This is a genomic window from Streptomyces sp. Je 1-332 (genome assembly GCF_040730185.1).
GTDB lineage: Bacteria > Actinomycetota > Actinomycetes > Streptomycetales > Streptomycetaceae > Streptomyces.
In genome coordinates this window covers 4,909,344-4,934,837 of record NZ_CP160402.1, presented here as the reverse complement: position 1 = coordinate 4,934,837, position 25,494 = coordinate 4,909,344, and the positions used below count along the sequence as shown (strand labels likewise).

The following is a 25,494-nucleotide window of genomic DNA, read 5'->3' as shown; positions in this document are numbered from 1 at the left end:
GACCGTACGGTCGACGTCATGACGACGATCGACAACACCCACGGACAGCCGCAGCAGACCAAGGAGTACGTCCACGAGCACACGCCCCGCCTCGACTGGCACACCCAGGCCCCCGAGGTGTTCAAGGCGATGATCCGGCTCGACGCGGCGGCCCGTAAGGGCGTCGACCCGGTGATCCTGGAGCTCGTGAAGATCCGCGCCTCGCAGCTCAACCACTGCGCGCTCTGCGTCGACATGCACAGCAAGGACGCGCTCGCCGCGGGCGAGAGCGTGGAGCGGATCATCCAGCTCAGCGCGTGGGAGGAGTCGCAGCACTTCTACACGGCCAAGGAGGTCGCCGCGATCGAACTGGCCGAGGCGATCACCGTCCTGACGGACGGCTTCGTGCCGGACGAGGTGTACGACAGGGCGGCGGCCCTCTTCGACGAGCAGGAACTGACGCAGCTGATCGCCGCGATCACGGTGATCAACGCGTGGAACCGCTTCGGCGTCTCGACGCGTCAGGTGCCGGGCCACTACAAGGCCGAAGCCAAGGCCGGAGGCCACAAGTGAGCCCTCGGACCACCTACCTCGACAAGGGCGTCACCAGCGCGCTGTCCGCGCTGAGCGCCGCGGCGAAGAAGGGGCTCGGCGACCCTGTGCTCGCCGAGCTCGTGATGGTGCGGGCCTCGCAGATCAACGCGTGCGCGTTCTGTCTGGACATGCATGTGGACATCGCCGTGCAGAACGGCGAGACGGCGAAGCGGATCGCTCTCCTCAACGCCTGGGCGGAGGCGGGTGAGCTCTACAGCGAGCGGGAGCGGGCCGCGCTCGCGCTGACCGACGCGGTCACGGTCCTCACGGACGGGTTCGTCCCCGACGCGGCGTACGAGGCGGCGGCGAAACACTTCGACGAGGCCGAACTCGCCCATCTCATCGGGGTGATCACCGTCATCAACAGCTGGAACCGGGTGATGGTCAGCCGCCGGATCGAGCCGGGAGGGTACGCGCCGTGACGGCACGAGCCGTGCAGGTACCCGCCGTTGGCCTCGCGGACGAATTCCGCGCGCTGCATCTCGGGCGGGCGCCCGGCGACCCGCTGGTCCTGCCCGGGCCGTGGGACGCGGCCAGCGCGGGGGTCTTCGTGGACGCCGGATTCCCGGCGCTCGCGACGCCGAGCGCGGGGATCGCGGCGTCGCTCGGGTACGCGGACGGGGAGGTGCCGCCGGACGAGATGTTCGCGGCGGTGGCCCGGATCGTGCGGTCGGTCGCCGGGGCCGTGCCGGTGTCCGCGGACATCGAGGACGGCTACGGGCTGCCGCCGAAGGAGCTGGTGGAGCGGATCCTGGAGACGGGCGCGGTGGGCTGCAACCTGGAGGATTCTGCGGGCGGCGCCCTCAAGGACCCGCGCGAGCAGGCGGACTTCTTGGCGGAAGTACGTGCTGTCGCGGGCCCGGGGCTGTTCCTCAACGCGCGCGTGGACACGTTCATCCGGGGCGCCGTCGATCCCGGGCAGGCGGTGGATCGGGCTCGGCTGTACGTCGAGGCGGGCGCGGACTGCGTCTACCCGATCATGGCGCCCCCGGAGGCGCTGCCGGCGCTGCGGGCGGGCGTCGAGGGCCCGGTCAACGCGGTGGCCAAGCCCGGCGGCCCCTCCCTCCGGGAGCTGGGCGAGCTCGGCGCCACGCGGATCACGTTCGGCCCCGGCCTGCAGATCCGGGCGACGAAGGCGTTGCGGACCATCGCCGCGGCGCTGGGGTAGCCGTGGAGGCGCCGTTGAATGCGCCGCCCGAGAGCCCGCGCGTCCGCTCCCTCGCGCGTTTAACAAACGTTGCACAGATGCTCGACACGGGGCTACGCTGGCTTACATGGCGAGCACCATAGGGTTCAGGCCCACAGAGGCGGACGAGCGCATCATCAAAGCCGCCATGCGAGGCGGCGACAGCACGAGCGACGTCATCCGCCGCGCCCTGCGTCTCCTCGAACGCGAGGAGTGGATGACCGAGGCACGAGCGGCGGCGGAACGCCTGGCGGACGAGGACCTCTCCACGGAACCTGACGCCTGGTGATCCGGGGAGCCGTCTACCGGGTCGACCTCGGCGATGCCAAGCGCGGGCACGAGCAGCGTGGGCGACGGTACGGGCTCGTGCTCAGCCCCACTTCCATGCCGTGGAACGTCGCGACGGTCATCCCGACATCCACCAGCGCACAGGCTGCGGTCTTCCGTCCGGAACTGGAGATCGCCGGCACCCTGACACGACTGCTTGTCGACCAGATCCGCTCTGTCGACGTCACGTACATCCACGGCGACCCCGTGCACTACCTCGACCGGCATGAGATGGCTGAGGTCGAGCACGCGCTCAGCCACTACCTCGGCATGTGACGCACCGGTGCCGGGCCCCCGGCAGACACGGGGTCCCGGCACCGGTGCCTGGTGGTTACTCGGGCAGCCAGCCCCGCCACTTCGACTCATGGTCGGCGACCCAAGCCTTCGCCGCGTCCTCCGGCGCCATCTTCTTGTCCGCGATCATCAGCGAGACCTCGTTCTGGTCCTCCTCCGACCACTTGAAGTTCTTCAGGAACTCCGCCGCGTCGCCGCCCTTCTTGGCGAAGTCGGCGTTGAAGTACTTCTGCAGGGGCGTGTGCGGGTAGGCGCACTTGATCTTGGCGGGGTCGGCGTCGCAGCCCTCCTTGTACTCGGGCAGCTTCACCTCCGTCATCGGCACCTTCTCGAACAGCCACTGCGGCTTGTACCAGTACGACAGGAACGGCTTCTTCTGCTTGGCGAACTGCTCGATCTGCGTGATCTGCGCCGCCTCGGAACCCGCGAAGACGACCTCGTAGTCCAGACCGAGGTTCTTCACCAGGGCCTTGTCGTTCGTGACGTACGACGGGGAGCCGTCCATGAGCTGGCCCTTGCTGCCGCTCTCGGAGGTGCGGAAGTCCTTCGCGTACTTGTTGAGGTTCTTCCAGTCGGTGACGTCCGGGTGCTTCTTCGCGAAGTACGTCGGGACGTACCACCCGATGTGCCCGGTGACCCCCACATCGCCGCCGGGGACGATCGTCTTCTTGTCCTTGATGTAGCGCTGCTCCTGGTCCGGGTGGCCCCAGTCCTCCATGATCGCGTCGACACGGCCCTGGCTGAGCGCGTCCCAGGCGGGGACCTCGTCGATCTGGACCTTGTCGACCCGGTAGCCGAGCTCGTGCTTGAGCAGGTACTCGGCGACGGCCACGTCCGCCTGCGCGCCGACCCAGGACTGGACGGACAGCGTCACGGTCTTGGCGCCCTCGGCGTTGGCGTACGGGGACGCCTGCTTGGTCATGTCGGAGGCGCAGCCCGAGAGGGCGAGGAGGGCACAGCCCGCCGTCGCCGCACTCGTCACACGCATCACACGCATCACACGCGTACGTACTCGCATGTCACGCACCCTTCTTCGTGCCGCGTTCCCGGCGTGTCGTCGGCTGCGTGACCCGGTCGAGCATGAGCCCGAGGCACACGATCGCCGTTCCGGCCACGAGGCCCGTGGCCAGGTCGCCCTGCGCGAGGCCGAACACCGCTTCGTAACCGAGTGCGCCACCGCCCACCAGACCGCCGATGACGACGACGGCGAGGATCAGGACGACCGCCTGGTTGACGGCGAGCAGGAGCGCCGGGCGGGCCAGCGGGAGCTGGACCTGGCGCAGTTGCTGCCAGCTGGTGGCGCCGAGGGAGTGGGACGACTCCATGGCGGCGGCGTCGACCTGGCGCAGCCCCTGCGTGGTGATGCGGATGACGGCGGGCAGCGCGTACACGATGGCCGCGGCGACCGCGGGGGCGCGGCCGATGCCGAAGAGGGCCACGACCGGGATCAGGTACACGAACTGCGGCATCGTCTGGAAGACGTCGAGCACGGGCCGCAGGATCTTCTCCAGCCGTGGACTGCGCGCCGCGGCGACGCCGATCGCGAAGCCCAGGACCACGGTGACGGCGACGGCCGCAAGGACCTGCGCGAGCGTGTCCAACGAAGGCTTCCACACGCCCAGTACGCCGGTCGCCGCCATGGCGAGGACCGCGGTCAGCGCGGTCTGCCAGGTGCCGATCAGCCAGGCGAGAGCCGCGATGACGAGGAGCACCGACCACCAGGGCATGCCCTGCAGACCGTCACGGATCGGGTCGAGGACCCAGGTGGTGAAGCGCGCGGCCCAGTCGGCTGTGCCGCCGACGACGGGCACACCGGTGTAGATGTGGTCGACCATCCACTCCTTGGCGGTGTTCACCGGCTCGGCGATGTTCACGATCCAGCTCTCGGGCCACTCCAGGCGGTCCGCGAAGCGCGCGGCGAGCGCGGCCACGACGGTGGCCGCCGCCGCCACGGCCCAGCCGCCTCCGCCCCGCAGCGGCGAGTCGTCCTGGGCGTTGGCGCCGAGCCGCTCCCCCGCGGCGCCCGTCACGCGGTCCAGGACCACGGCAAGCAGCACGATCGGGATGCCGGCCGCGAGCGCGGCTCCGACGTCCACCGAGCCGAGGGCCTGGTAGACGCGGTCACCGAGACCGGCGCCGCCGATCATCGACGCGATGACGGCCATGCCGAGCGCCATCATGATCGTCTGGTTGAGGCCGAGAAGGAGTTCCTTGCGGGCCAGCGGGAGGCGCGCGGAGAGCAGACGCTGACGTGCGGTGGTGCCGAGCGACGTCACCGCCTCCATCACGCCGCCGTCGGCGCCGCGCAGGCCGAGCGCGGTGAGCCGGGCCATCGGCGGAGCCGCGTACACGACGGTCGCGATGACCGCGGCGGGCACGCCGATGCCGAAGACCAGGGCGACGGGCAGCAGATACGAGAAGGCCGGGAGCACCTGCATGGTGTCGAGGACCGGCCGCAGGATGCGGAAGACCCGGTCGTTGAGACCGCCGGCGAGGCCGAGCAGCATGCCGAGGACGACGGAGACGAGTACGGCCACGATCATCAGGGACAGCGTCTGCATCGTCGGCACCCACATGCCGAGCAGTCCGCACAGGCCGAACGAGGCAGCGGCGAGGACCGCGAGCCGCACGCCCGCGACCCGCCAGGCGACGAGGGCTGCGCCCACGGTCACTCCGGCCCAGCCGGCCGCGAGCAGCACCAGGTAGACGCCGCGGATGGAGAGCACGATGCCGTTGGAGATGTTGCCGAGGACGTAGACGAACAGCGGGTGGCTGTCGCGGTTGTCGATGATCCAGTCAGTGGTCTTGCCGAGCGGCTCCGTCAGGTCGACGGTGAGCGCGCCGGGCCAGGCGCCGGACGCCCACTTGGCGTTGACGATGGGGATGAGGATCGCCGCGGCGACCGCGAGCAACAGCAGCTTGCCGACGGCACGGTGGCGCAGGAGCGCGCCGATTCCCGAGTCGCGTACGGGAGTCGAAGCGGTGGCGGTGGCCATCAGGCGACCACCTCGCCGGTATCGGAGCGCCCCTTGTCGGGCTTCTGCGCCGGCGTCACGGGAGCCACGCCCGCGACGACGCCGAGCAGCGCCTCGTGGTCGACGACGCCCAGGCAGCGCGGGCCGTCCATCACACGCACCGGGAAGCCGGACTTGGCGACGGCCTCGATGGCGTCGGCGACCTTGGCGTCCGGCGCGAGCGCCGGGCCGCGGTCCTGCTCGTCGGCGTCGGCGGGACGCATGGCGGTGCGCACGCTCATCACGTCGGCGCGCGCCACGTCCCGTACGAAGTCGCGTACGTAGTCGTCGGCCGGGGAGCCGACGATCTCCTCGGGCGTGCCGAGCTGCACGATGCGGCCGTCGCGCATCAGCGCGATGCGGTCGCCCAGGCGCAGGGCCTCGCTGAGGTCGTGGGTGATGAAGACCATCGTGCGGCCCTCCTCGCGGTGCAGGCGGATGACTTCTTCCTGCATGTCGCGGCGGATGAGCGGGTCGAGGGCGCTGAACGGCTCGTCGAAGAGCAGGACCTCGGGGTCGACGGCGAGGGCGCGGGCCAGGCCGACGCGCTGCTGCTGGCCGCCGGAGAGCTGTCCGGGCTTGCGCTGCTCAAGGCCTTCGAGGCCGACCTTGGCGACGACTTCGAGTGCCTTGGCGCGGCGCTCGGCCTTGCCGACGCCCTGGATCTCCAGGCCGTACGCGACGTTGTCGAGGACGGTGCGGTGCGGGAGGAGGCCGAAGTGCTGGAAGACCATGGCGGCGCGGTGCCTGCGCAGTTCGCGAAGGCGCGCCTTGTCCATGCCGAGTACGTCCTCGCCGTCGATCGCGATGGACCCCGACGTCGGCTCGATGAGCCGGGTGAGGCAGCGTACGAGCGTCGACTTGCCGGAGCCCGAGAGGCCCATGACGACGAAGACCTCGCCCTTCTTGACCTCGAAGGACACATCGCGCACGGCGGCGGTGCAGCCGGTCTGCTCGCGCAGTTCGGCGGGGGTGAGGTCATGGACGGACGTGTCGCCCGGTATTCGGTCCGCCTTCGGGCCGAAGACCTTCCAGAGGTTCTCGACGGCGAAGACGGGTCCGTCCGCGGACTGCGGTGTCGTGTCTTCCGTTGTTTTCACCAAGGCCTCGCTCATCGGCCGTCACCACCCAGCATCTCGGCACACTTCTCCCCGACCATGAGCACTCCGATCATCGGGTTCACGGCGGGCATCGTCGGGAAGACGGATGCGTCCGCGATACGGATTCCTTCGAGTCCCCGGATCTTCAACTCCGGGTCCACCACGGCGAGTTCGTCGGTGGTGGCACCCATGCGGCAGGTTCCCGCCGGGTGGTAGACGGTGTGCGCGGCCTTGCGCACGAGTTCGCTGATCTCGGCGTCGTCGGTGACATCGGGACCGGGGAAGACCTCGCGCTTGAGCCACTTGGCGAAGGGCTCGGCCTGCGCGACCTTACGGGCCAGCTTGATGCCGTCGACGAGGGTCTGACCGTCGTAGTCGACGCCGTTCTCGTCGTACTCGAAGTACTTGAAGTCGAGGGCGGGCTTCACCTCGGGGTCGGCCGACGTCAGGTAGACGCGGCCGCGCGCACGGGACTTGGGGATGTTCGGCGTCATCGACACGCCGTGCTCCGGGCGTTCGTAGCCCAGGCGCTCCGGGTTGTCCGTGAACGGAATCTGGTAGAAGTGGAACATCAGGTCGGGGCCCTTGTGCTCCGGGTCCCGCTTCACGAAGAGGCCCGCGTCGGAGTCCATCGCGGAGTTGCCGGGCAGCGGCCCGTTGGTCTCCCAGACGATGACCGACTCGGGGTGGTCCAGGAGGTTCTCGCCGACGCCCGGCAGGTCGTGCACGACCGGGATGCCGAGGGCTTCGAGGTCCTTCGCCGGGCCGATGCCGGAGTGCATGAGCAGCCGGGGCGTGTCGACGGCGCCCGCGCAGACCAGGACCTCGCGGCGGGCGGTGAGCAGCTGTTCGGCGCCGTCCTTCGTACGGATGTGGACGCCGCGCGCGGTCTTGCCCGCCAGCTCCAGCCTGGTGGCCCAGGTCTCCAGGAACAGATGGAGGTTCGGGCGGTCGCCGGCCTCCATGTGGGGGTGGAGGTAGGCGACGGACGCGGAGGAGCGCTTGTTGTTCTCCGGGTGGTACGACAGGTCGAAGAAGCCGACGCCCTCGTCGAAGGGCTTGTCGTTGAAGCCGACGACCTCGGGGACGCCGAGCGCGCTCTTCGTCGCCTCGACCCAGTCGGTGGCGATCTGGTTCTGGTCCTTCTTGGCGACGCGCACGATGTTGTTGCGCAGCTTGCCGAAGAAGGGGTCCATCGCCTTGGCGCCCCAGCCGGTCGCGCCGGCCTCTTCCCACTCGTCCCAGTCGGAGGGCAGCGGCTTGAAGGAGATCAGGGTGTTGTGCGACGAGCAGCCGCCGAGGACCTTGGCGCGGCTGTGCAGGATGTGCGAGTTGCCGCGCGGCTGCTCGGTGGTCGTGTAGCCGTAGTCGAGGTCGCCGCCGAGCAGGCCGAGCCAGCGGCGCAGCGTGAGGACGTCCTCGCGGTCGATGTCGCTGGGGCCGCCCTCGATGACGGCGACGGTGACGCCCGGGTCCTCGGTGAGCCGGGACGCGATCACCGACCCTGCGGTTCCGCCACCGACGATGACGTAGTCGTACTCAGTGGTCTCAGCCATGCGTGCTGCTCCTCTTCCTGCGAGGTGTGGTGCCAAGGTGCTTGCGCGTATAGAGCGGGGGGTGCTCGGACGTGCGGATACAGATACGTGCGCGGGGGCGGGACTGCCGCCCCCGCGCACGCCTGAGTGCTTCGGGCCTCAGCCCGCGAACCAGCGGACCGGCCGCGGAGCGAGGTTCTGGTAGATGTGCTTGGACTCGCGGTACTCGGCGAGCCCGGCGGGTCCGAGCTCGCGCCCGACGCCGCTCTTGCCGAAGCCGCCCCACTCCGCCTGCGGAAGGTAGGGGTGGAAGTCGTTGATCCAGACCGTCCCGTGGCGCAGGCGCCGGGCCATGCGGCGGCCGAGGCCCGCGTCGTTGGTCCACACGGCGCCCGCGAGGCCGTACTCGGTGTCGTTGGCGAGCGCGACGGCCTCGTCCTCGGTGCGGAAGGTCTCGACGGTCAGGACCGGGCCGAAGACCTCTTCGCGCACGACGCGCATCTCGCGGTGGCACTGGTCGAGGACGGTCGGCTCGTAGAAGTAGCCGGTCGCGGGGCGTACTTCGCTGGGCTCGGGGCGCTTGCCGCCGGTGCGCAGGACCGCGCCTTCCTCCAGTGCGGAGGCGACGTACGACTCGGTCTTCTCGCGCTGCTGCTGCGAGACGAGCGGGCCGCACTCGACGCCGTCCTCGGTGCCGCGGCCGAGCTTGATGCGGCTCGCGCGGCGGGCGAGTTCGGCGACGAAGCGCTCGCGCACCGACTCCTCGATGATGAGGCGGCCGCCGGCGGAGCAGACCTGCCCGCTGTGGATGAAGGCGGCGTTCAGCGCCTGGTCGACGGCGGTGTCGAAGCCTTCTTCGGTGGCGCAGGCGTCGGCGAAGACGACGTTCGGGTTCTTGCCGCCGAGTTCGAGGGCGACCTTCTTGACGCCGAGGGCGGCGGCCTGGGCGACCTTGGTGCCGGAGACGAGGCCGCCGGTGAAGGAGACCAGGTCGACGTCGGGGTGGTCGGACAGGCGCGCGCCGACGGTGTGGCCGGGCCCGGTCACGATGTTGGCGACGCCGGCCGGGAGGCCCGCCTCGACGAGCAGCTCGATCAGCGCGACCGTCGTCAGCGGAGTGACCTCACTCGGCTTGATGACGAAGGTGTTGCCCGCGGCGAGCGCGGGGGCGATCTTCCAGCTGGCCTGGAGGAGCGGGTAGTTCCACGGGGTGATCATCGTGCAGACACCGACGGGCTCGTGCACGACGACGCTGTGGATGTCGTCGGAGCCGGCGTCGACCACGCGGCCCGCGCCCTCGCCGATCACCAGGTCGGCGAAGTAGCGGAAGGCGTCGGCGACGCAGTCGACGTCGACGCGGCCCTCCTCGACGGTCTTGCCCGCGTCGCGGCTCTCCAGGAGCCCGATCTTCTCGCGGTCGCGTACGAGGAGGTCGGCCACGCGGCGCAGCAGCGCGGCCCGTTCGGCGACGGGCGTGGCCGGCCACGGTCCGTTGTCGAAGGCCTCGCGGGCGGCGGCGATGGCCGCGTCGGTGTCGTCGGTGCCGCCCTCGGCGATCAGTGCGAACGGCTTGGCATCAGCCGGGTCGAGGATCTCGCGTGTGGCGCCGGAGAGGGCGTCGCGCCACTCTCCGCCCACGTGGATGGTCTGTTGTGCGGACACGTCCCGTTTGCCTTCCATTCCTGTCATACGCCCCGCCTGTCACGCGCGGTAGCCGGGTGCACATGCCCCGAGGCGGAGAAACCATGCGCATTACATAACTGAAAGTGCGCTGTGTCACTGCGCGTGCAGGCACCTGGGGTGAAACGTACGCTCGAAGGGTGGTTTGTGGGTTTTGCCCGTGGAGGTGGCGCAATGCGTGGAACATCCAAGCGGCAAGCCTGGAGCGCCGCGACCTTCACGGCCACCTGTACGGCGGCCGCGTTGCTGGTCGCACCGGCTGTCGCCCTCGCCGACACGGAGGATCTGAGCGCCCAGGAGATCTCCGACCAGGCGGAGCGTGAACTGCTCGACGCGAAGTCCGTCCACCTGGAGCTGGAGCAGAGGGGCGCGAACACGGACGGCGACGAACCGGTCTCCATGGACCTCACCCTGGACCAGGACGACAACTGCGTCGGCTCGCTGCGCATGGCCGACGACGGCGGCGGCCTCGAGCTGATCAAACAAGGCAAGAAGGTCTGGATGAAGCCCGACCTCGCCTTCTGGAAGGCCCAGCTCCCCGGCGGCCGGGGCGAGGCGGCGGCCGAGGTGATCGGGGACCGCTATCTCTACGGCACGACCGACGACGCCCTGCTCAGGGACATGGCCGGGGTCTGCGACCTGAACGCACTCCAGGACGAGGTGAAGAACAAGTCCGACGACAACACGGCCCTGAGGAAGGGCGGGACGACGAAGGTCGACGGCACGTCCGTCATTCCCGTCACCGGCAGGGAGGACGGCAGGACGACCACGCTGTATGTGGCGACGGAAGGCGCTCCGTACCTGGTCAGGGCCACGGAGAAAGGCGGAGGGACCGACTCGACGCTGAAGCTCAGCGACTACGACGAGCCGGTCCCGACGAAGACGCCGTCCGAGGAGGACTCCGTGGACGTGTCCCAGCTGCGGGGCCAGGCGACGGCCAGGCCGGCCGCGCACTGAGCGCTACACGTACTGCGGGCTACACGTACTGCCGGCTACACGTACTGAGCGCTACTCGCCGGCTTCGTCGAAGTCCGCGGGCTCGTCCTGCACCGCGAGGCCCGCGACCCACAGCGGCATCAGCCAGTGCACGACGAACACGGTGAAGAGGGCGGGGAAGAGCAGGTCCTCGGTGTCCCAACCCTTGTGCGCCGCGAACCCCGCGGCGACGGTGGCCGCGAGGAGCAGCCACAGCATCAACTGACGGGCACGGGCCGCCACCCGGACCCGCTCCGCGCGCTGCCGCTCGTCGAGTGCGCGTTCGCGCAGTTCGAGGAGGCCGCGCGTGGACGCGTTGATGGCGCCGGTGGCGACACACCAGGGCAGTAGGAGCCCGAGCATCGTCCACGTCGCCCAGCGCTGGTCGCCGACGGCCGAGAGCAGCCAGGTCGCGATACCCGCCGCGGTCAGCGCGATGTGGGCGCCGACCACGAGTCGCCTGCGCGCGGCGGTCGCGTACATCGGCGCTCCCTCGCGCCGGTTCATGAGCGCGAACATCCGCCGGTCGTACCCGGTCATCGGTCGCGCCCCCGTCTGTGCCATCTGCTGGTCCGTCATCCCTGACTCCTCCCGTAGACCTCGTTCGTGAGCGGGCGGAACGGCTCGAGGGAGAACAGCGCCTCCACCGGCAGCCCGAAGAACACCGCGATCTTCAGCGCCAGGTCGAGGCTCGGGTTGTACTGCCCGCGCTCGATGTAGCCGATGGTCTGGTAGTGAACCCCCACCGCCTCGGCCAGGCTCTGACGCGACACTTTCCGCTCCGCGCGCACCATCGCCAACCTGTTGTGCACTTGCTCGCTCATGTATAAGAAGTACTACATCGGTGAGCAGGTACGCAACAGAGGTCTTCCGGAGACGTTCATCCGGCGGCGTGGCCGGACGCACGTCACCCCCGGCTGCCGGTAGGCGGCTGCCGGGGGTGACGTGGGGTGTCGTACGTGTCGTACGTGGCGTACTAGATGAGGCCGAGGCCGCGGACCGCCTCGCGCTCCTCGGTGAGCTCCTGCACGGACGCGTCGATGCGCGTGCGCGAGAACTCGTTGATCTCCAGGCCCTGGACGATCTCGTACTTGCCGTCCTTGGTGGTGACGGGGAAGGAGGAGATGAGGCCCTCCGGAACGCCGTACGAACCGTCCGACGGGATGCCCATCGAGGTCCAGTCACCGGCGGCCGTGCCGTTCACCCACGTGTGGACGTGGTCGATGGCGGCGTTGGCGGCGGAGGCGGCCGAGGACGCGCCACGGGCCTCGATGATCGCGGCGCCGCGCTTGGCGACGGTCGGGATGAACTCGTCGGCGAGCCAGGCCTGGTCGCTCACGACGTCCGCGGCGTTCTTGCCGGCGATCTCCGCGTGGAAGATGTCGGGGTACTGGGTGGCCGAGTGGTTGCCCCAGATGGTCAGACGCTTGATGTCGGAGACCGACGAGCCGGTCTTCTTCGCCAGCTGCGACAGCGCGCGGTTGTGGTCGAGGCGGGTCATCGCGGTGAAGCGCTCGGCCGGTACGTCCGGGGCGGCGGCCTGCGCGATGAGCGCGTTGGTGTTGGCCGGGTTGCCCACGACGAGGACCTTGATGTCGTCCGCGGCGTTGTCGTTGATCGCCTTGCCCTGCGGCTTGAAGATGCCGCCGTTGGCCTCCAGGAGGTCACCGCGCTCCATGCCCTTGGTGCGCGGGCGGGCGCCGACGAGGAGGGCGACGTTGGTGCCGTTGAAGGCGACGTTCGGGTCGTCGCTGATCTCGATCGAGTTCAGCAGCGGGAAGGCGCAGTCGTCGAGCTCCATGGCGGTGCCCTCGGCGGCCTTCAGGGCCGGCGTGATCTCGAGCAGTCGCAGATTGACCGGCACGTCCGCGCCGAGCAGGTGGCCGGACGCGATACGGAAGAGCAGCGCGTAGCCGATCTGGCCGGCCGCGCCGGTGACGGTGACATTCACGGGAGTGCGGGTCATGGCGATCTCCGTAAGACAGCTGGCGGTGAGGGTCCCAGCCCCTTGTGCGGGGTCCCCTTGTGCTGGATCCCCACCGACGCCCTCGATGATCGATCTCTTGGCATCAAGAGAGATCCGCCGCTCAGGCTATCGCGCCCCGCCGAGCCCCGAACCCCGGGAGGGTGTGGCCCACCCCACAAAGATCCACGCGTGCCGCAGGACCGCGATTCTCGGGCCGGGTTCGGCGCCCGCTCGGGCCGCGTTGGGCGCCCGCCACGGACTCCGTTCGGCGCTCGCGAAATTTCCGCGAAATCGACAGGCATGTCTTGGGCGAGTGAGGGCACACGCACCTGTACCCCCACGGGAGTGGTCACACCCCCAGGCGGCCGCCACGCTCCCCCCCCTGAGGTGGTGGCCGCCCACTCCCGTCGGTTCCCCCCTTGCACCCGGCCACCCCCCGGCCGGGTGCTCTCCTTTGTTCTTGCTTCTCTGTTCTTGCTTCTCTGTTCTTACTTCGTGCAGCCGGTCTGGCCCGCCTTGAGGGTCGCGCACGCCTCCGCCGACGCACCGTCCTTGACGGCCACCATCGGCGTGTAGGCGTCGAGGTCCGCGTTCACGGTGCCGTTCTGCTTGGCGCCGTCCCCCGAGATCGTGACCTTGTCGCCCGGCGCCGCCTGGGTGATGCGCGCCCACGCCGCCCCGCACGTCTTGCTGTAGCGGACCTCGACCAGGGCCTCGCCCACCGTCGCGCGCGTCGTCGTGGCGGCCAACTCGCCGCCGCAGCCCATGGTCTCCGGGTCCTTGCCGGTGCAGCTCTTGCCGCTGCACTCGACGCCCGCGGGCAGGTCCTTCTCGCTCGTGCTGGGCGATGCCGGAGGCTTGGCGCTTTCGTTGCCCTTGTCGTCCTTGCCGAAGTCGGTCAGGAAGACGGCCGCGGCTATGACGACAAGCGCGCCGACGACGCCCGCCAGGAACATCGTGAGCTTCCTGCGCCGCCGCTGCCGGTCGGGCGAGTTACCGCCGGGTCCCGGCTCGTACGTACCGGGCGGTCCGAGGACTACCCCCTGGTCGCCACCGCCACTGCCACCGGGGCCGCCGGGGCCACTTGGGCCACTGGGGCCGTACGACGATGTCCGCGGCGGCATCGTGGGCGAGACACCCGCGGGGCCCGCGACGCCGGTGACGCTCCCGCCGGGGTGGCCGGGACGGTCGGCTCGGTCGGAACGGTCCCGGCGGTCCGGATAGTCCGGGCGGTCCGCGGAGTCGACCCCCGCACCGGCACCTCCACCGACACCAGGACCGGCCAGGGGGCCCGCGGCGCCGTTGCGCGCCGTGCCGCCGCTCCCCTGGCCCTTGCCCTTGGCCTTGCCCTTCGGCGGAGTCGTCCCCAGTTCGCCGAGCGCGGCCCGCGCCTGGGAGATCCGGATCGCCTGCATGGTCATGTCGTGCCGCATCTCGGAGCGGCTCCACGCGCGCTCGGCGAGTTCCCACATGGTGATGAGGTGGACGGGGTTGGTGCCCGTCACCTCGGCAAGCGCGACGATCGCACCCTTCGGAGCGAGCAGCCGCCCGTTCAGATAGCGCTCCCACGACGTCTTGCTGTACCCGGTGCGGTCCGACACCGCGGCGATGCTCAGACCACTGCGGTCGACGAGTCTGCGCAGCTGACTGGCGAACTCCCTGACCTGCGGATCCAGCTCATCCGGTAGTGCCTTCCAACGAGGCATTACTCCCCCTCATTCCCCCGTACGTGCCAACGTGCCCCCGCGCGTGGTTCCCCCCGTTCTGCCCATGAGGCAGCCCCCGCTGCTCCTGTCGTGGGCTACCCAGAGGGATGCCAAAACTCGGGATGTCAGTTCCCGGCCCGGGGGCGCACGGGAGCATTCGGGCCCACGGCGTGCACCGTCGCACTCCGTGCGGTCCGGCGTCCAGTGTCCCATCGCTGTCCCCCTCCACGATGCGGAACCCCGGGTTGCGGTTTGGGACATCCTGTTGCGGGCCGGAAACACCGCTGCGGAATGGTCACCTCCATGCCACAGGGGCAAGGCATCCCTTGAACGGAATTGGCGGGGGCATGACTCTGGATCCCGTTGGAACGGCCCCCCACAAACCGGCGGCGCCCGTCCTCCCACGGGGGAGAGGACGGGCGCCGTCTCCGCCAGGCGGTGATCGCTAGGTGGTGATCGTCCGGTGCAGCGTGTCGCCCAGGAACGGGAGCTGCAGCCACGGATTGGGCTGCGCCATCATCGCGAGCAGCACGATGACGACGCCGAGCACCCCGTACGTGACCATGTCCGTGAAGCGTGAGCGGACGGCCAGCATGCCGACGCCGGGCAGCGCCCACCGCATGACGGCGCCCGCGATCAGCGCGAGGCCGATCAGTATCGTGCCGACGCGGAACACGTCGAAGGCCGTCAGGAGCAGCCCGAGGCCCACCGTGGAGAGCACGGTGAGCAGCGGCCACTGCCGGGCGGGCGCGGGGGCGTCGCCGGGCGCGGCCCGGCCGCCGCCCTCGGGGCGCGCGGTGTCCCGGGTCAGGAGCGGAAAGCGCCGCGTGGTCTTCTTCGGCCCGTCGGGGCCGGGGGCGCTGACGGCACCCTTGGCCTCGGTGTCCTCCACGGCCTCGGCCTCCGTGACGTCCGCCACGTCCGCATCCGTGACGTCCGCCGGCGATGCCCCTCGATCAGGTTCGGCGCTCATGGGCTCACCCTTTCCCGGTTCAGCTCGCGGCGGCGGACGCGGCGCGCTCGGCCGCCTCGACCACGTTGACGAGCAGCTGGGCGCGCGTCATCGGGCCGACACCACCGGGGTTCGGCGAGATCCACCCGGCCACCTCGCGGACGCCCGGGTGCACGTCCCCGACGATCTTGCCGGTCTCGTCGCGCGAGACGCCGACGTCCAGGACCGCGGCACCCTGCTGCACGTCCTCGGGCTTGATCAGGTGCGGCACGCCCGCCGCGGCCACGATGATGTCGGCCTTCTTCAGGTGGAAGGACAGATCGCGCGTACCGGTGTGGCACTGCGTCACCGTCGCGTTCTCCGAGCGGCGGGTGAGCAGCAGCGGCATGGAGCGGCCGATGGTGACACCGCGGCCGACGACCACGACCTCGGCGCCGTTGATCTCCACGCCGTACTGACGGAGCAGCTGGATGATGCCGTAGGGCGTGCAGGGCAGCGGCGCGGGCTCGTTCAGGACGAGGCGGCCGAGGTTCATCGGGTGCAGGCCGTCGGCGTCCTTGTCCGGGTCCATCAGTTCGAGGACGCGGTTCTCGTCGATGCCCTTGGGCAGCGGGAGCTGCACGATGTAACCGGTGCAGGCCGGGTCGTCGTTGAGCTCGCGGACGACGGCCTCGATCTCCTCCTGCGTCGCGGTGGCGGGCAACTCGCGCTGGATGGAGGCGATACCGACCTGCGCGCAGTCGCGGTGCTTCCCGGCGACGTACTTCTGGCTGCCCGGGTCGTCACCGACCAGGACAGTCCCGAGACCGGGCGTGTAGCCCCTCTCCTTCAGGGCCGCCACGCGGGCGGTCAGTTCGGACTTGATCGCGGCTGCGGTGGCCTTGCCATCGAGAATCTGGGCGGTCATGACTCCATCTTCCCGGATGAGACCCGCCCGGTACCAATCAGGTCGCCGCTGCGGGCCGGCTGTGTCCCAGCTGTGTCCCGAGACCTGACCAGCTCTGTTGCACTTGCACAACACATACCGAATGCGGCTGGACAAATAAGCCTGGCCTAAAGAACGATATGCGACACAGTGCCGCGGGCAGTGTCGGGGGGACGGACCGCATCTGTAGAACTTTCCTCCGTGATGTGCCGCGTCGTCCCCGCACTACCCGACGGAGGAAGACCGCCATGAGTTACGGCGACCCGAACAACCCTTACGGGCAGCCGCCCCAGCAGCCCCCGGCCGCTCCCGGATACGGCTACCCCCAGGCCCCTCCCGGCGTCCCGCCGCAGCAGGGCTACGGCTACCCGCAGCAGCCGGCCTACCCCGGCTACCCGGGCGGCAACATGATGCCGCAGTCGATGCCGGGGCTGATGATGACGGCGCGCGTGCTGCTGTTCATCGTCTCTGCGGTGCAGATCCTCATCGGCATCTTCGCGATCTTCGGTGCAGCTACGGTCAACGACGCGTCCAACGCCGCATCCGACACCTTCGGGGACAACGAGTTCTCCGACCTCGGGCAAACCTCTGCCGGGATCATCCTGGTCGTCGCCTTGCTCTTCGTCGGGTTGGCTGCACTGTCGATCACGCTCGGCGTGAAGTTTTCCAAGGGCGGACAGGGCGTCCGAATCACCACGATGGTGTACGGCATCCTCGGCGCGCTGTTCGGGGTACTCATCCTGCTCGGTTCAGCCGGCGCCGACTCGACAGTGGGGCTGGTCTGGGCGCTGCTGTGGGTCGGGTTCGGCGGAATCATGGCCGCTGCGATGATCGCTCCGTCCGGCGCCGCCTGGTTCAACCGCCCGCGCTACTGAGCGAGTTGGGTTCACACGACGGTGGCCGCACCCCCACGGAGGGGTGCGGCCACCGTCGTTTGCGAGACCCGCTCAGTGGAAGAAGTGCCGCGTACCCGTGAAGTACATCGTCACGCCCGCCTTCTTCGCGGCCTCCACGACCAGCTCGTCACGGACCGAACCGCCCGGCTGCACCACGGCCTTGACGCCCGCGGCGGTCAGGATCTCCAGGCCGTCGGGGAACGGGAAGAACGCGTCCGATGCGGCGTACGCACCGTGTGCGCGCTCCTCGCCGGCCCGCTCCACGGCGAGCTTCGCGGAGTCGACGCGGTTGACCTGACCCATGCCGACGCCGACCGAGGCGCCGTCCTTGGCGAGCAGGATCGCGTTGGACTTCACCGCGCGCGACGCCTTCCAGGCGAAGGCCAGTTCGGCGAGTTCGCCGGCGTTCAGGGCATCGCCCGTGGCGAGCGTCCAGTTGGCGGGGTTGTCGCCGTCGGCCTGGAGGCGGTCGGTGACCTGGAGCAGCGCGCCGCCGTCGATCTGCTTGACCTCCACCGTGTTGGCCGGGGCCTGGTGAGCGCGCAGGACGCGGATGTTCTTCTTCTTGGTGAGGACTTCGAGCGCACCGTCCTCGTACTCGGGCGCCACGATGACCTCGGTGAAGATGTCGGCGACCTGCTCCGCCATCTCCTTGGAGACCGGGCGGTTGACGGCGATCACGCCGCCGAACGCGGAGAGCGGGTCGCAGGCGTGCGCCTTGCGGTGCGCCTCGGCGACGTTCGAACCGATCGCGATGCCACAGGGGTTGGCGTGCTTGATGATCGCGACGCAGGGGTCGTCGTGGTCGTACGCGGCACGTCGCGCGGCGTCCGTGTCCGTGTAGTTGTTGTACGACATCTCCTTGCCGTGCAGCTGCTCGGCCTCGGCGAGGCCGCCATTGCCGTCGACGTAGAGGGCCGCGCCCTGGTGCGGGTTCTCGCCGTAACGCAGGACGTTCTTGCGGGCGTACGCGCTGCCGATGAACTCGGGGAACGCCGTGCCGTCGCTCGCGTAGTCGTCCGCGAACCACGAGGCGACCGCGAGGTCGTACTCGGCGGTGTGGCGGAACGCTTCGGCAGCGAGGCGCCCCCGCGCGGTCAGGTCGAAACCGCCGTCACGGACGGCGGCGAGCACGTCGGCGTACCGGCCGGGGCTCGTGATGACCGACACCGAGGGGTGGTTCTTGGCGGCGGCGCGGACCATCGAGGGGCCGCCGATGTCGATCTGCTCGACGCACTCGTCGGGCGTCGCGCCCGAGGCGACGGTCGCCTTGAAGGGGTAGAGGTTCACGACGACCAGCTGGAACGGTTCGACGCCGAGGTCGGCGAGCTGGCGCTGGTGGTCCTCCAGGCGCAGGTCGGCGAGGATCCCGGCGTGCACGCGCGGGTGCAGCGTCTTGACCCGGCCGTCCAGGCACTCGGGGAAGCCGGTGAGCTCCTCGACCTTGGTGACGGGCACCCCGGTGGCGGCGATCTTCGCGGCGGTCGAACCGGTCGAGACGAGCTCGACGCCGGCCTCGTGCAGCCCGCGCGCGAGCTCCTCGAGCCCGGTCTTGTCATAGACGCTGATGAGCGCGCGCTTGATGGGGCGCTGCGAACCGTGCGTACCTTCGGCGGTCACGGGATAAGTACCTTTCGTCCCTCAATGCGGTAGCCGTTACGGGCCAGACGCCCCACGACATCGACGAGCAGCCTTCGCTCGACTTCCTTGATGCGCTCGTGCAGAGCGCTCTCGTCGTCCTCATCCCCGACCGGGACCACGCCCTGGGCGATGATCGGGCCGGTGTCGACGCCGTCGTCGACGAAGTGGACGGTGCATCCCGTGACCTTCGCGCCGTACGCGAGCGCGTCGCGCACACCGTGGGCCCCCGGGAAACTGGGCAGCAGGGCGGGGTGCGTGTTGACGAACCGGCCGCCGAACCGAGCGAGGAATTCCTTCCCCACGATCTTCATGAACCCGGCCGACACGACAAGATCGGGCGCGTACGAGGCGGTCGCCTCGGCGAGCGCCGCGTCCCACTCGTCGCGGGTCGCGTGGTCCTTCACCCGGCATACGAAGGTGGGAATCCCGGCCTGCTCGGCGCGCTCGAGCCCCGCGATGCCGTCGCGGTCGGCGCCGACCGCGACGATCTCGGCGCCGTAGCCGGCCGTCCCGTCCGTCGCGATCTTGTCGAGCAGAGCCTGCAGATTCGTGCCTGATCCGGAGACCAGCACGACCAGGCGCTTGGCCACAGGGCTCTTGGCCACAGCGGGGCCCTTTCTCGGGAGGTGCGTCTTTGTAGGGTCGTACAAAAGCTTCACGCCCCGCGATACGGGGAACTCTACGAAGCGGCCGACCGTCAGCAACGATACCGGCACACGGTGCGGCCCCTCACGGGACGGGGGCGCGGCCGGAAGGTAGCGTCTGCACCAAGACGTCACATGACGTCACACCGTCCTGAAGCCCGCTCCATCACGTTGCAGTAGCTCGCTCCATCTCGTTTCACTCAGCTCGCTCCATCTCGTTCCAGTAGCTCGTTCCATCTCGTTCCAGTAGCTCGCTCGACCAAGGGGAAGACGCACACCTGATGCCGGACCGTAGCCTCCGCCTCCCGCTGTCCTCGGCGTTCGGATCGACGCACGCAGGGGAGCGCGGCTCGACGCTGCTGCGCGACGGCCGCCCGTCGTCCCCGCCGCAGGGTTCCCAGGGCTCCGGAGGGTCCGATTCCGCGGGCGGCTCGGGTGACTCCGGGTCCTCGAAGGACGACAATCCCTTCGCGCCGCCGCCGGAGGGAACCCCGGACCAGCCGTGGCGGCCCCGTCCGGGGAGTGGCGGCGACAGCCCGGAATCCGACGGCCAGGGGCATTCCCCCTGGGGCAGCCAGTGGAGCGACCGGCAGCCCGGCCGCTCCCAGGGCGGCGGCTTCGGCGAGCGCCCCGGCAAGGAGGGCGGCGGCCAGGGGCCCGACGGCTCCTCCGGCCCCGGCTCCGGCATGCGCTGGGACCCGACCGACCCGGCCCAGCGCCGCGCTCGGTACGCCCTGCTGTCCGGGATGTGGGCCTTCTTCTTCGCACTCTTCGGCTGGCGGTACGTGGCTCTGCTCCTGGGCGCGCTCGCGCTGAACTGGGGCATCAGCTCGCTGCGGTCGAAGCCGAAGACGCCGGACCCGACGGCTCCGACAGCTCCGGCGGCTCCGACGGCGCTGACCGCCAAGCAGTCGGCGGCCGACCCCGCGGTCATGAAGCCGCAGCGGACGGCGGCGATCAGCGGGCTGGTGACGGCGTCGCTGGCGCTGGCGATGGTGGCGGCGACGTTCGCGGCGCAGCTGGTGTACCGCGACTACTACACGTGCGTGAGCGATGCGCTCACGAGCCAGTCGAAGCAGGAGTGCAACGACCTCCTGCCCGAGCAGTTGCGCCCCCTGCTGGGGGAGCGCGACTGATTCTGGCCGGGGGGCCTTGGGCTGGGCGAGGACCCTGCCACCCCCCGGGGGGTGGCGCCTGGCGGGGTGCCGGGCTGGGCTGAGGGCCTGATGTGACCTTGGCCGGGCCTTCATGGGCTCACCTGGCCGCGGGGCGGCCCGGGGGATCATGTGGCCGGGGCTGGCACTGCTGTTCTCCCCTCGGCCGAGGGCGCCGGGGGCCGTAGGCCGCCGCTTCGCGGCGGATACTCCCCGCCCACCCACCCGAATGCCCCGCGGTGTCGACTCCCCCGCCACCCAATCCACTGCACGGAGATCCGTCCCACCCCTCGCCCCGGACGGCGCCGCAGGGCAATCGGGTGGGTGGGTGGGAGCATTCGCCGCGAAGCGGCGGCTTACCCGCCACCGCGGGGTAACGGGTGGGCGGGTGGGGAAGATCCGTCGCGGAGCGACGGGCTTTGGGGCGGGGCCCGGAGCTGCCGGGCGCCCATGTAGCCCGGGGCTGCTCACCCCGCAGGGGTTCCGCTGGACCGCGGGTACGCCCCCTACGCCCCCGGCGGCCGCTCCTCCGTGGTGGCGTCTCGGAGGGCCGCCCAGCGGGCCTCGCGGGACGCGTCGCTGTGCCAGTCCGTCACGCCGGCCGCAGGCCCCTGCGGCAGGAAGTCGTACGGCACGAAAGGCTCCGGCGTCGGCCCCGCACCCGACGGCTCCGGCTTCTGGCGGCGGCGCGGAATCCGAGGGAGCCGCAGACGAGGAGCCCTCAGTTGCAGCTGAGGGAGCCGAGGCTTCGGCAACCGCGGCCACGTCCAGCGCGGCACCGCCCAGCGCAGCACGGCCCACCGCAGCACGGCCCACCGCGATGCGGCCCCCTCCGGCGGAGCCTCCTGCGGCGGAACCCCCCGCGGCGGAGCCTCCTGCGGCGAAGCCTCCCGCGGCGCAGCCTTCCGCGTCCGCAAGCGCCATACCCGCACCGTCACAGCGACCGGCACCCCCACCACCGCCGCCCACCCCAGCGCCGCCGCCCCCGCCTGCCACCACACAGGACCGAAGTCGGCCAGGGCGGCCACCCCCATCGGGCCTCCCGCCAGCTCCGCGAGCCCCGCAAGCGCCACCCCGCACAGCCCCGCCGCCGCCACGGCGACCAGCGCCGTCCGCCCCGCCGACCACGCCTCGCCCCGCTCCCCGCGCACCGGCACAGCCGCCCGCGCCGTGAACCACCCGACCGCGACCCCCGCCGCCAACGGCACCGCACCCACCGCCCACGTCAACGGCGTTCCGGCTCCCTCCGCCGGCACCGCCGCGAGCAACGGGAACGCCGGCAGCATCGGCCCCGCGCTCACCCCCAGCGGCCCCGCCACACCCCCTGTGCCGAGCGCGAAGCCGGGCCCGAGGCCGTACGCCGCGCCCCACACCGCCGCGTTCGGCACCAGCGCCATGGCGAGCAACAGCACCGCGACGCGCCCCGACCACACGTCCGTGACCTGCGCGAACGACGCCCTCGCCAGGCCACCGTGCAGCGCGAGGGACGCCGCGACCAGAAGCGCTCCCCCGCCGACGAGCACCACCGCCCCGGCCGCCCCCGCCCGCGTGACGGCGCGGACGTGTCGGCGTACGAGGAAACGACGTACCCCCGTGGGCAGCGCGTGCAGACCACCCCGCACCACGCCGGGCAGCGGCTTCCGGGGCCGCCCCAGCGCCGTCCACACCCCCACCGCCGCCGCGCCCGCCACGACCACCGGCAGGTGCACGACCGCGCTCGGCCACGACGGCCGCAGAGCGCCCCCGGCCGCGTAGAGCGTCGCGGCGGCGCCGACCAGCAGATAGCCGCCGACCACCCCGCACCACGCGGTCCGCGGAGCCATCCCGTGCCCCTCCGGATCCGCCGCGTCCCGCGCCGCCCGGTGCGCGAGCCAGCCCGGCAGCGCCATGAGGAGCAACGGCGAGACGCCGACCGGCGCCGGGGCCCCGGAGAGCGTGTCCGTCCTGATCAGCTCCGTGCCGTGGGCGAGCAGCCAGACCGCGGCGGCGACATGCAGCGCCCCGTCGGGACCGCTGTCCGGGTAGGGGGAACTGATCCAGAGGACCATCACCAGGACGGCACACGCGCCCAGGCCGAGCCCGGCCGCGACGGCGCCTCCGAACAGGCATGTCCCCAGTCCGGGTGAGCGATCGCGGACCCTTTCGGTCAGCTGCTTGAGGGGCGGCAACAGTGAGCTGCGGTCGGTGATTTGAGTCACACCGGCCATGCTGCCAACGACACGCGCTTTCTCCCCGTAACAGGCGAATACCGGATGTGTCGCTCAATATACGTTTATGTACTTTTTCGTACGGCGGACCGGCCGCGCCCTGCTGCCCGCCGCACGGAGGCCCACGGCCCACGGCGCGGAGAGTCCGACATGACCCAGAGCCCTGCCACACCGTTGCCGTCCCCGAAGGAACGCCGGCGTCTGCGCGAGGCGAAGCGCCTGAGCCAGGCCGAGATCGCCGCGAAGGTCGGCGTCACCCGCGAAACGGTCCGCTCCTGGGAGGCGGGCCGATCGACGCCACGCGGCCGTAAGCGAGACATCTATACGAAGCTGCTCGCCGAGATCGCGAACGAGCACGCCGTCGCGGGCAAGCGCAGCCCGGCGGCCTCCGCACAGCACACCGCGCAGCACTCCGCACAACGCTCGGCACAGCACACCGCGCAGAGCCCCCGGCAGCGCCCCAGCTGGGCCAAGGACCCGGATTCGGCCGTCGACACGAAGGGCGGCAAGGCCCCCGAGCGCATCCCGATCGGCGCGGCGATGAACGGCCACACCCTGCCGGAGCCGGTCGCGCGTGCGACGCCCGCCGCTCAGGCCGCGGGGAAGCCGGAGCCCGTGCCCGCACGGGGGTCCGAACCAAGTTCCGCGCCGACGTCCTCGGCGAAGTCCGATCCGACGGCCCAGCCGTCGAGGGCCGCCGCGGTGGCGACCCCCGCCGAAGCCTTCGACACGCTGTGTGGGACCTGCGCCCCCGGCCTCGTACGCCAGACCTACCTCCTCACCGGCCGCCGCACCCTCGCCCAGGAATCCGTGGAGCGCGCCTTCCAGCTCGCCTGGCAGCGCTGGCCCGAGGTCGCCGTCGACCGCGACCCGGCGGGCTGGGTCCGCGCGGCGGCGTACGAGTACGCGATGTCCCCCTGGCACCGCCTGCGCCCCACCCACCGGCAACCGGACGCCCCGCCCGCCGAGGCGGCCGACCGCGCGTTCCTCAAGGTGCTGATGAGCCTGCCGCCCGCGCAGCGCCGCACCCTCCTGCTCTACGACGGCGTCGGGCTCGACCTGCCCGAGACCGCGGCCGAGACGGAGGCGAGCACGCCCGCGGCGGCCAACCGCCTCCTCAACGCGCGCGAGACGATCACCGAGAAGCTCCCCGAACTCGCCGCGACGCCCGACGCCCTGCACCAGCGCCTCGGCAAACTGTGCAACGCGGAGAAGCTGGCGCCCCCCAACGCGGGCCGGGTCCGCACAGGAAGCGAGCACCGCGCCCGGTTCTGGACCCGCGCGGCGATCGCCTTCACCGCCCTGATCGTCGGCGCGACGGCCCTCACCCTGAGGTCGGCACCCTCGCACTACGAGCCGCCGCAGACCCCCGGCAAGGCCATCAGCGGAGTACCGCCCCGGATGGGCCCAGGCCACCTGACGTACGCGGACCAGATCCTCCACAAGAAGCTGCGCGAGGACTTGTCGAGCGGCCCGGAGAGACTGACACCGCAGGCGAGGTAGGGCTTTCACGCAGTCTCTAGGGCGCGGGGAACTGCGCAGCCTTTAGGGGCACGGGGAACGGCGCAGTCTTTAAGGGGCGCGGGGAACGGCGCAGTCTTTAGGGGCGCGGGGAACTGCGCAGTCTTTTAGGGGCGCGGGGAACGGCGCAGTCTTCAGGGGCGCGGGGAACTGCGCAGTCTTCAGGGGCGCGGGGAACTGCGCAGTCTTTTAGGGGCGCGGGGAACTGCGCGACCAGCCCCGGACGGCCCGCAGACAAAAAAGGTGGGCCCGCACCTCACGTGAGTGAGATGCGGGCCCACCTGCAAAGCTCAGGCCAAGCTTCAGCCGGCCAGAATCGCGCGCGCCAGCTTGGCCGTCTCGGTCGGCGTCTTGCCGACCTTGACGCCCGCGGCCTCAAGGGCCTCCTTCTTGGCGGCAGCCGTACCGGAGGAGCCGGAGACGATGGCACCGGCGTGGCCCATGGTCTTGCCCTCGGGCGCGGTGAAGCCGGCGACGTAGCCGACGACCGGCTTCGTCACGTTGGCCTTGATGTAGTCCGCCGCACGCTCCTCGGCGTCGCCGCCGATCTCGCCGATCATGACGATCAGGTCGGTGTCGGGGTCGGCCTCGAACGCCTCGAGGGCGTCGATGTGCGTCGTACCGATGACCGGGTCGCCACCGATGCCGACGGCCGACGAGAAGCCGATGTCACGCAGCTCGTACATCATCTGGTACGTCAGCGTGCCGGACTTCGAGACCAGGCCGATGCGGCCCGGCTTCGTGATGTCGCCCGGGATGATGCCGGCGTTCGACTGGCCCGGGGTGATGAGACCGGGGCAGTTCGGGCCGATGATGCGGGTCTTGTTGCCCTTCGACTTCGCGTACGCCCAGAAGGCGGCGGAGTCGTGGACGGCGATGCCCTCGGTGATGACGACCGCGAGGGGGATCTCGGCGTCGATCGCCTCGACGACGGCGGCCTTGGAGAAGGCCGGCGGCACGAAGAGGACGGACACGTCGGCGCCCGTGGCCTCCATGGCCTCCTTGACCGAGCCGAAGACCGGTACCTCGGTGCCGTCGAAGTCGACCTTCGTGCCCGCCTTGCGCGGGTTCACGCCGCCGACGATGTTCGTGCCGTCACCCAGCATGAGCTTGGTGTGCTTCATGCCCGTGGCACCGGTCATGCCCTGGACGATGACCTTGCTGTCCTTGTTGAGGAAGATAGCCATGGTGGTGTCTT

Annotated in this window: 24 protein-coding genes; 9 read left to right on the top strand and 15 right to left on the bottom strand. The window is 70.7% G+C overall.

The genetic code is table 11. From position 1 onward, the window contains the following. The first annotated feature begins 18 nt into the window (after nt 1–18). The 5 genes from ABXJ52_RS22480 to ABXJ52_RS22460 all read left to right on the top strand — a co-directional run bounded on the left by ABXJ52_RS22480 (nt 19) and on the right by ABXJ52_RS22460 (nt 2,362). Nucleotides 19–552, top strand: a complete 534-nt coding sequence (locus tag ABXJ52_RS22480) for a carboxymuconolactone decarboxylase family protein (protein WP_367044423.1) — start codon at nt 19–21, stop codon at nt 550–552. Further along, nucleotides 549–995: a carboxymuconolactone decarboxylase family protein gene (locus ABXJ52_RS22475; RefSeq protein WP_367044422.1), complete on the top strand. Its 447-nt coding sequence runs from the start codon at nt 549–551 to the stop codon at nt 993–995. The genes ABXJ52_RS22480 and ABXJ52_RS22475 overlap by 4 nt, the downstream gene beginning before the upstream one ends. Beyond that, nucleotides 992–1,741 (top strand): isocitrate lyase/phosphoenolpyruvate mutase family protein, encoded by a 750-nt coding sequence (locus ABXJ52_RS22470; protein ID WP_367044421.1) that lies wholly within the window; start codon nt 992–994, stop codon nt 1,739–1,741. Before ABXJ52_RS22475 ends, ABXJ52_RS22470 begins: the two co-directional genes overlap by 4 nt. Before the next feature lie 106 nt (nt 1,742–1,847). Further along, nucleotides 1,848–2,048 (top strand): RuvA C-terminal domain-containing protein, encoded by a 201-nt coding sequence (locus tag ABXJ52_RS22465; RefSeq protein ID WP_367044420.1) that lies wholly within the window; start codon nt 1,848–1,850, stop codon nt 2,046–2,048. Continuing rightward, nucleotides 2,045–2,362 (top strand): type II toxin-antitoxin system PemK/MazF family toxin, encoded by a 318-nt coding sequence (locus ABXJ52_RS22460; RefSeq protein ID WP_367044418.1) that lies wholly within the window; start codon nt 2,045–2,047, stop codon nt 2,360–2,362. The genes ABXJ52_RS22465 and ABXJ52_RS22460 overlap by 4 nt, the downstream gene beginning before the upstream one ends. Nucleotides 2,363–2,417: 55 nt before the next feature. On the opposite strand, the gene ABXJ52_RS22455 is transcribed toward ABXJ52_RS22460, so the two are convergent. The 5 genes from ABXJ52_RS22455 to ABXJ52_RS22435 form a co-directional block, all read right to left on the bottom strand. Continuing rightward, on the bottom strand, nt 2,418–3,368 hold the full coding sequence (locus ABXJ52_RS22455; RefSeq protein ID WP_367044417.1) for an ABC transporter substrate-binding protein: 951 nt from the start codon (nt 3,366–3,368) through the stop codon (nt 2,418–2,420). A gap of 31 nt (nt 3,369–3,399) precedes the next feature. Continuing rightward, nucleotides 3,400–5,376 carry an ABC transporter permease subunit gene (locus ABXJ52_RS22450; RefSeq protein ID WP_367044416.1) on the bottom strand — a complete coding sequence of 659 codons (1,977 nt, stop codon included), beginning with the start codon at nt 5,374–5,376 and terminating at the stop codon, nt 3,400–3,402. Continuing rightward, on the bottom strand, nt 5,376–6,509 hold the full coding sequence (locus ABXJ52_RS22445; protein ID WP_367044415.1) for a glycine betaine/L-proline ABC transporter ATP-binding protein: 1,134 nt from the start codon (nt 6,507–6,509) through the stop codon (nt 5,376–5,378). The genes ABXJ52_RS22450 and ABXJ52_RS22445 overlap by 1 nt, the downstream gene beginning before the upstream one ends. Beyond that, complete coding sequence (locus tag ABXJ52_RS22440) at nt 6,506–8,050, bottom strand: GMC oxidoreductase (RefSeq protein ID WP_367044414.1); 1,545 nt, start codon at nt 8,048–8,050, stop codon at nt 6,506–6,508. Before ABXJ52_RS22440 ends, ABXJ52_RS22445 begins: the two co-directional genes overlap by 4 nt. A gap of 138 nt (nt 8,051–8,188) precedes the next feature. Then, on the bottom strand, nt 8,189–9,709 hold the full coding sequence (locus ABXJ52_RS22435) for an aldehyde dehydrogenase family protein (RefSeq protein ID WP_367049184.1): 1,521 nt from the start codon (nt 9,707–9,709) through the stop codon (nt 8,189–8,191). A 174-nt stretch (nt 9,710–9,883) separates the two neighbouring features. Here ABXJ52_RS22435 and ABXJ52_RS22430 point away from each other — a divergent pair, with 174 nt between their 5' ends. Continuing rightward, entirely contained in the window at nt 9,884–10,666 is a 783-nt protein-coding gene (locus ABXJ52_RS22430) for a hypothetical protein (protein WP_367044413.1), read from the top strand. Between the two features lie 51 nt (nt 10,667–10,717). On the opposite strand, the gene ABXJ52_RS22425 is transcribed toward ABXJ52_RS22430, so the two are convergent. The 6 genes from ABXJ52_RS22425 to ABXJ52_RS22400 form a co-directional block, all read right to left on the bottom strand. Next, nucleotides 10,718–11,263 carry a hypothetical protein gene (locus tag ABXJ52_RS22425; protein WP_367044412.1) on the bottom strand — a complete coding sequence of 182 codons (546 nt, stop codon included), beginning with the start codon at nt 11,261–11,263 and terminating at the stop codon, nt 10,718–10,720. Beyond that, nucleotides 11,260–11,508, bottom strand: coding sequence for a helix-turn-helix transcriptional regulator (locus tag ABXJ52_RS22420; RefSeq protein ID WP_367044411.1), 249 nt, complete (start codon nt 11,506–11,508; stop codon nt 11,260–11,262). The genes ABXJ52_RS22425 and ABXJ52_RS22420 overlap by 4 nt, the downstream gene beginning before the upstream one ends. Nucleotides 11,509–11,660: 152 nt before the next feature. After that, nucleotides 11,661–12,650, bottom strand: a complete 990-nt coding sequence (locus ABXJ52_RS22415) for a malate dehydrogenase (protein ID WP_367044410.1) — start codon at nt 12,648–12,650, stop codon at nt 11,661–11,663. A 488-nt stretch (nt 12,651–13,138) separates the two neighbouring features. Next, a complete protein-coding gene (locus tag ABXJ52_RS22410) occupies nt 13,139–14,356 on the bottom strand; it encodes an XRE family transcriptional regulator (protein ID WP_367044409.1) in 1,218 nt (405 codons plus the stop codon). 445 nt (nt 14,357–14,801) lie between these two features. After that, complete coding sequence (locus ABXJ52_RS22405; RefSeq protein ID WP_367044408.1) at nt 14,802–15,329, bottom strand: DUF3017 domain-containing protein; 528 nt, start codon at nt 15,327–15,329, stop codon at nt 14,802–14,804. A 19-nt stretch (nt 15,330–15,348) separates the two neighbouring features. Then, on the bottom strand, nt 15,349–16,215 hold the full coding sequence (locus ABXJ52_RS22400; protein WP_367044407.1) for a bifunctional methylenetetrahydrofolate dehydrogenase/methenyltetrahydrofolate cyclohydrolase: 867 nt from the start codon (nt 16,213–16,215) through the stop codon (nt 15,349–15,351). A gap of 266 nt (nt 16,216–16,481) precedes the next feature. On the opposite strand from ABXJ52_RS22400, the gene ABXJ52_RS22395 reads away from it, so the two are divergent. Next, a complete protein-coding gene (locus ABXJ52_RS22395; protein WP_367044406.1) occupies nt 16,482–17,108 on the top strand; it encodes a hypothetical protein in 627 nt (208 codons plus the stop codon). A 72-nt stretch (nt 17,109–17,180) separates the two neighbouring features. Here ABXJ52_RS22395 and purH read toward each other — a convergent pair whose 3' ends face one another. Together purH and purN are read right to left on the bottom strand one after the other, a co-directional pair. Beyond that, the gene (purH, locus tag ABXJ52_RS22390; RefSeq protein ID WP_367044405.1) at nt 17,181–18,749 is read right to left on the bottom strand and encodes a bifunctional phosphoribosylaminoimidazolecarboxamide formyltransferase/IMP cyclohydrolase; all 1,569 of its coding nucleotides are present in this window, start codon (nt 18,747–18,749) and stop codon (nt 17,181–17,183) included. Next, entirely contained in the window at nt 18,746–19,375 is a 630-nt protein-coding gene (gene purN, locus ABXJ52_RS22385; protein WP_367044403.1) for a phosphoribosylglycinamide formyltransferase, read from the bottom strand. Before purN ends, purH begins: the two co-directional genes overlap by 4 nt. Before the next feature lie 320 nt (nt 19,376–19,695). Between purN and ABXJ52_RS22380 the strand changes: the two genes are divergently transcribed. Further along, a complete protein-coding gene (locus tag ABXJ52_RS22380; protein ID WP_367044402.1) occupies nt 19,696–20,550 on the top strand; it encodes a hypothetical protein in 855 nt (284 codons plus the stop codon). 524 nt (nt 20,551–21,074) lie between these two features. Here ABXJ52_RS22380 and ABXJ52_RS22375 read toward each other — a convergent pair. Further along, nucleotides 21,075–22,775, bottom strand: a complete 1,701-nt coding sequence (locus ABXJ52_RS22375; RefSeq protein ID WP_367044400.1) for a DUF6350 family protein — start codon at nt 22,773–22,775, stop codon at nt 21,075–21,077. A 150-nt stretch (nt 22,776–22,925) separates the two neighbouring features. Here ABXJ52_RS22375 and ABXJ52_RS22370 point away from each other — a divergent pair, with 150 nt between their 5' ends. Then, complete coding sequence (locus ABXJ52_RS22370; protein WP_367044398.1) at nt 22,926–24,278, top strand: helix-turn-helix domain-containing protein; 1,353 nt, start codon at nt 22,926–22,928, stop codon at nt 24,276–24,278. 320 nt (nt 24,279–24,598) lie between these two features. On the opposite strand, the gene sucD is transcribed toward ABXJ52_RS22370, so the two are convergent. Further along, nucleotides 24,599–25,483 carry a succinate--CoA ligase subunit alpha gene (gene sucD / locus ABXJ52_RS22365; protein ID WP_367044397.1) on the bottom strand — a complete coding sequence of 295 codons (885 nt, stop codon included), beginning with the start codon at nt 25,481–25,483 and terminating at the stop codon, nt 24,599–24,601. Nucleotides 25,484–25,494 lie beyond the last annotated feature (11 nt).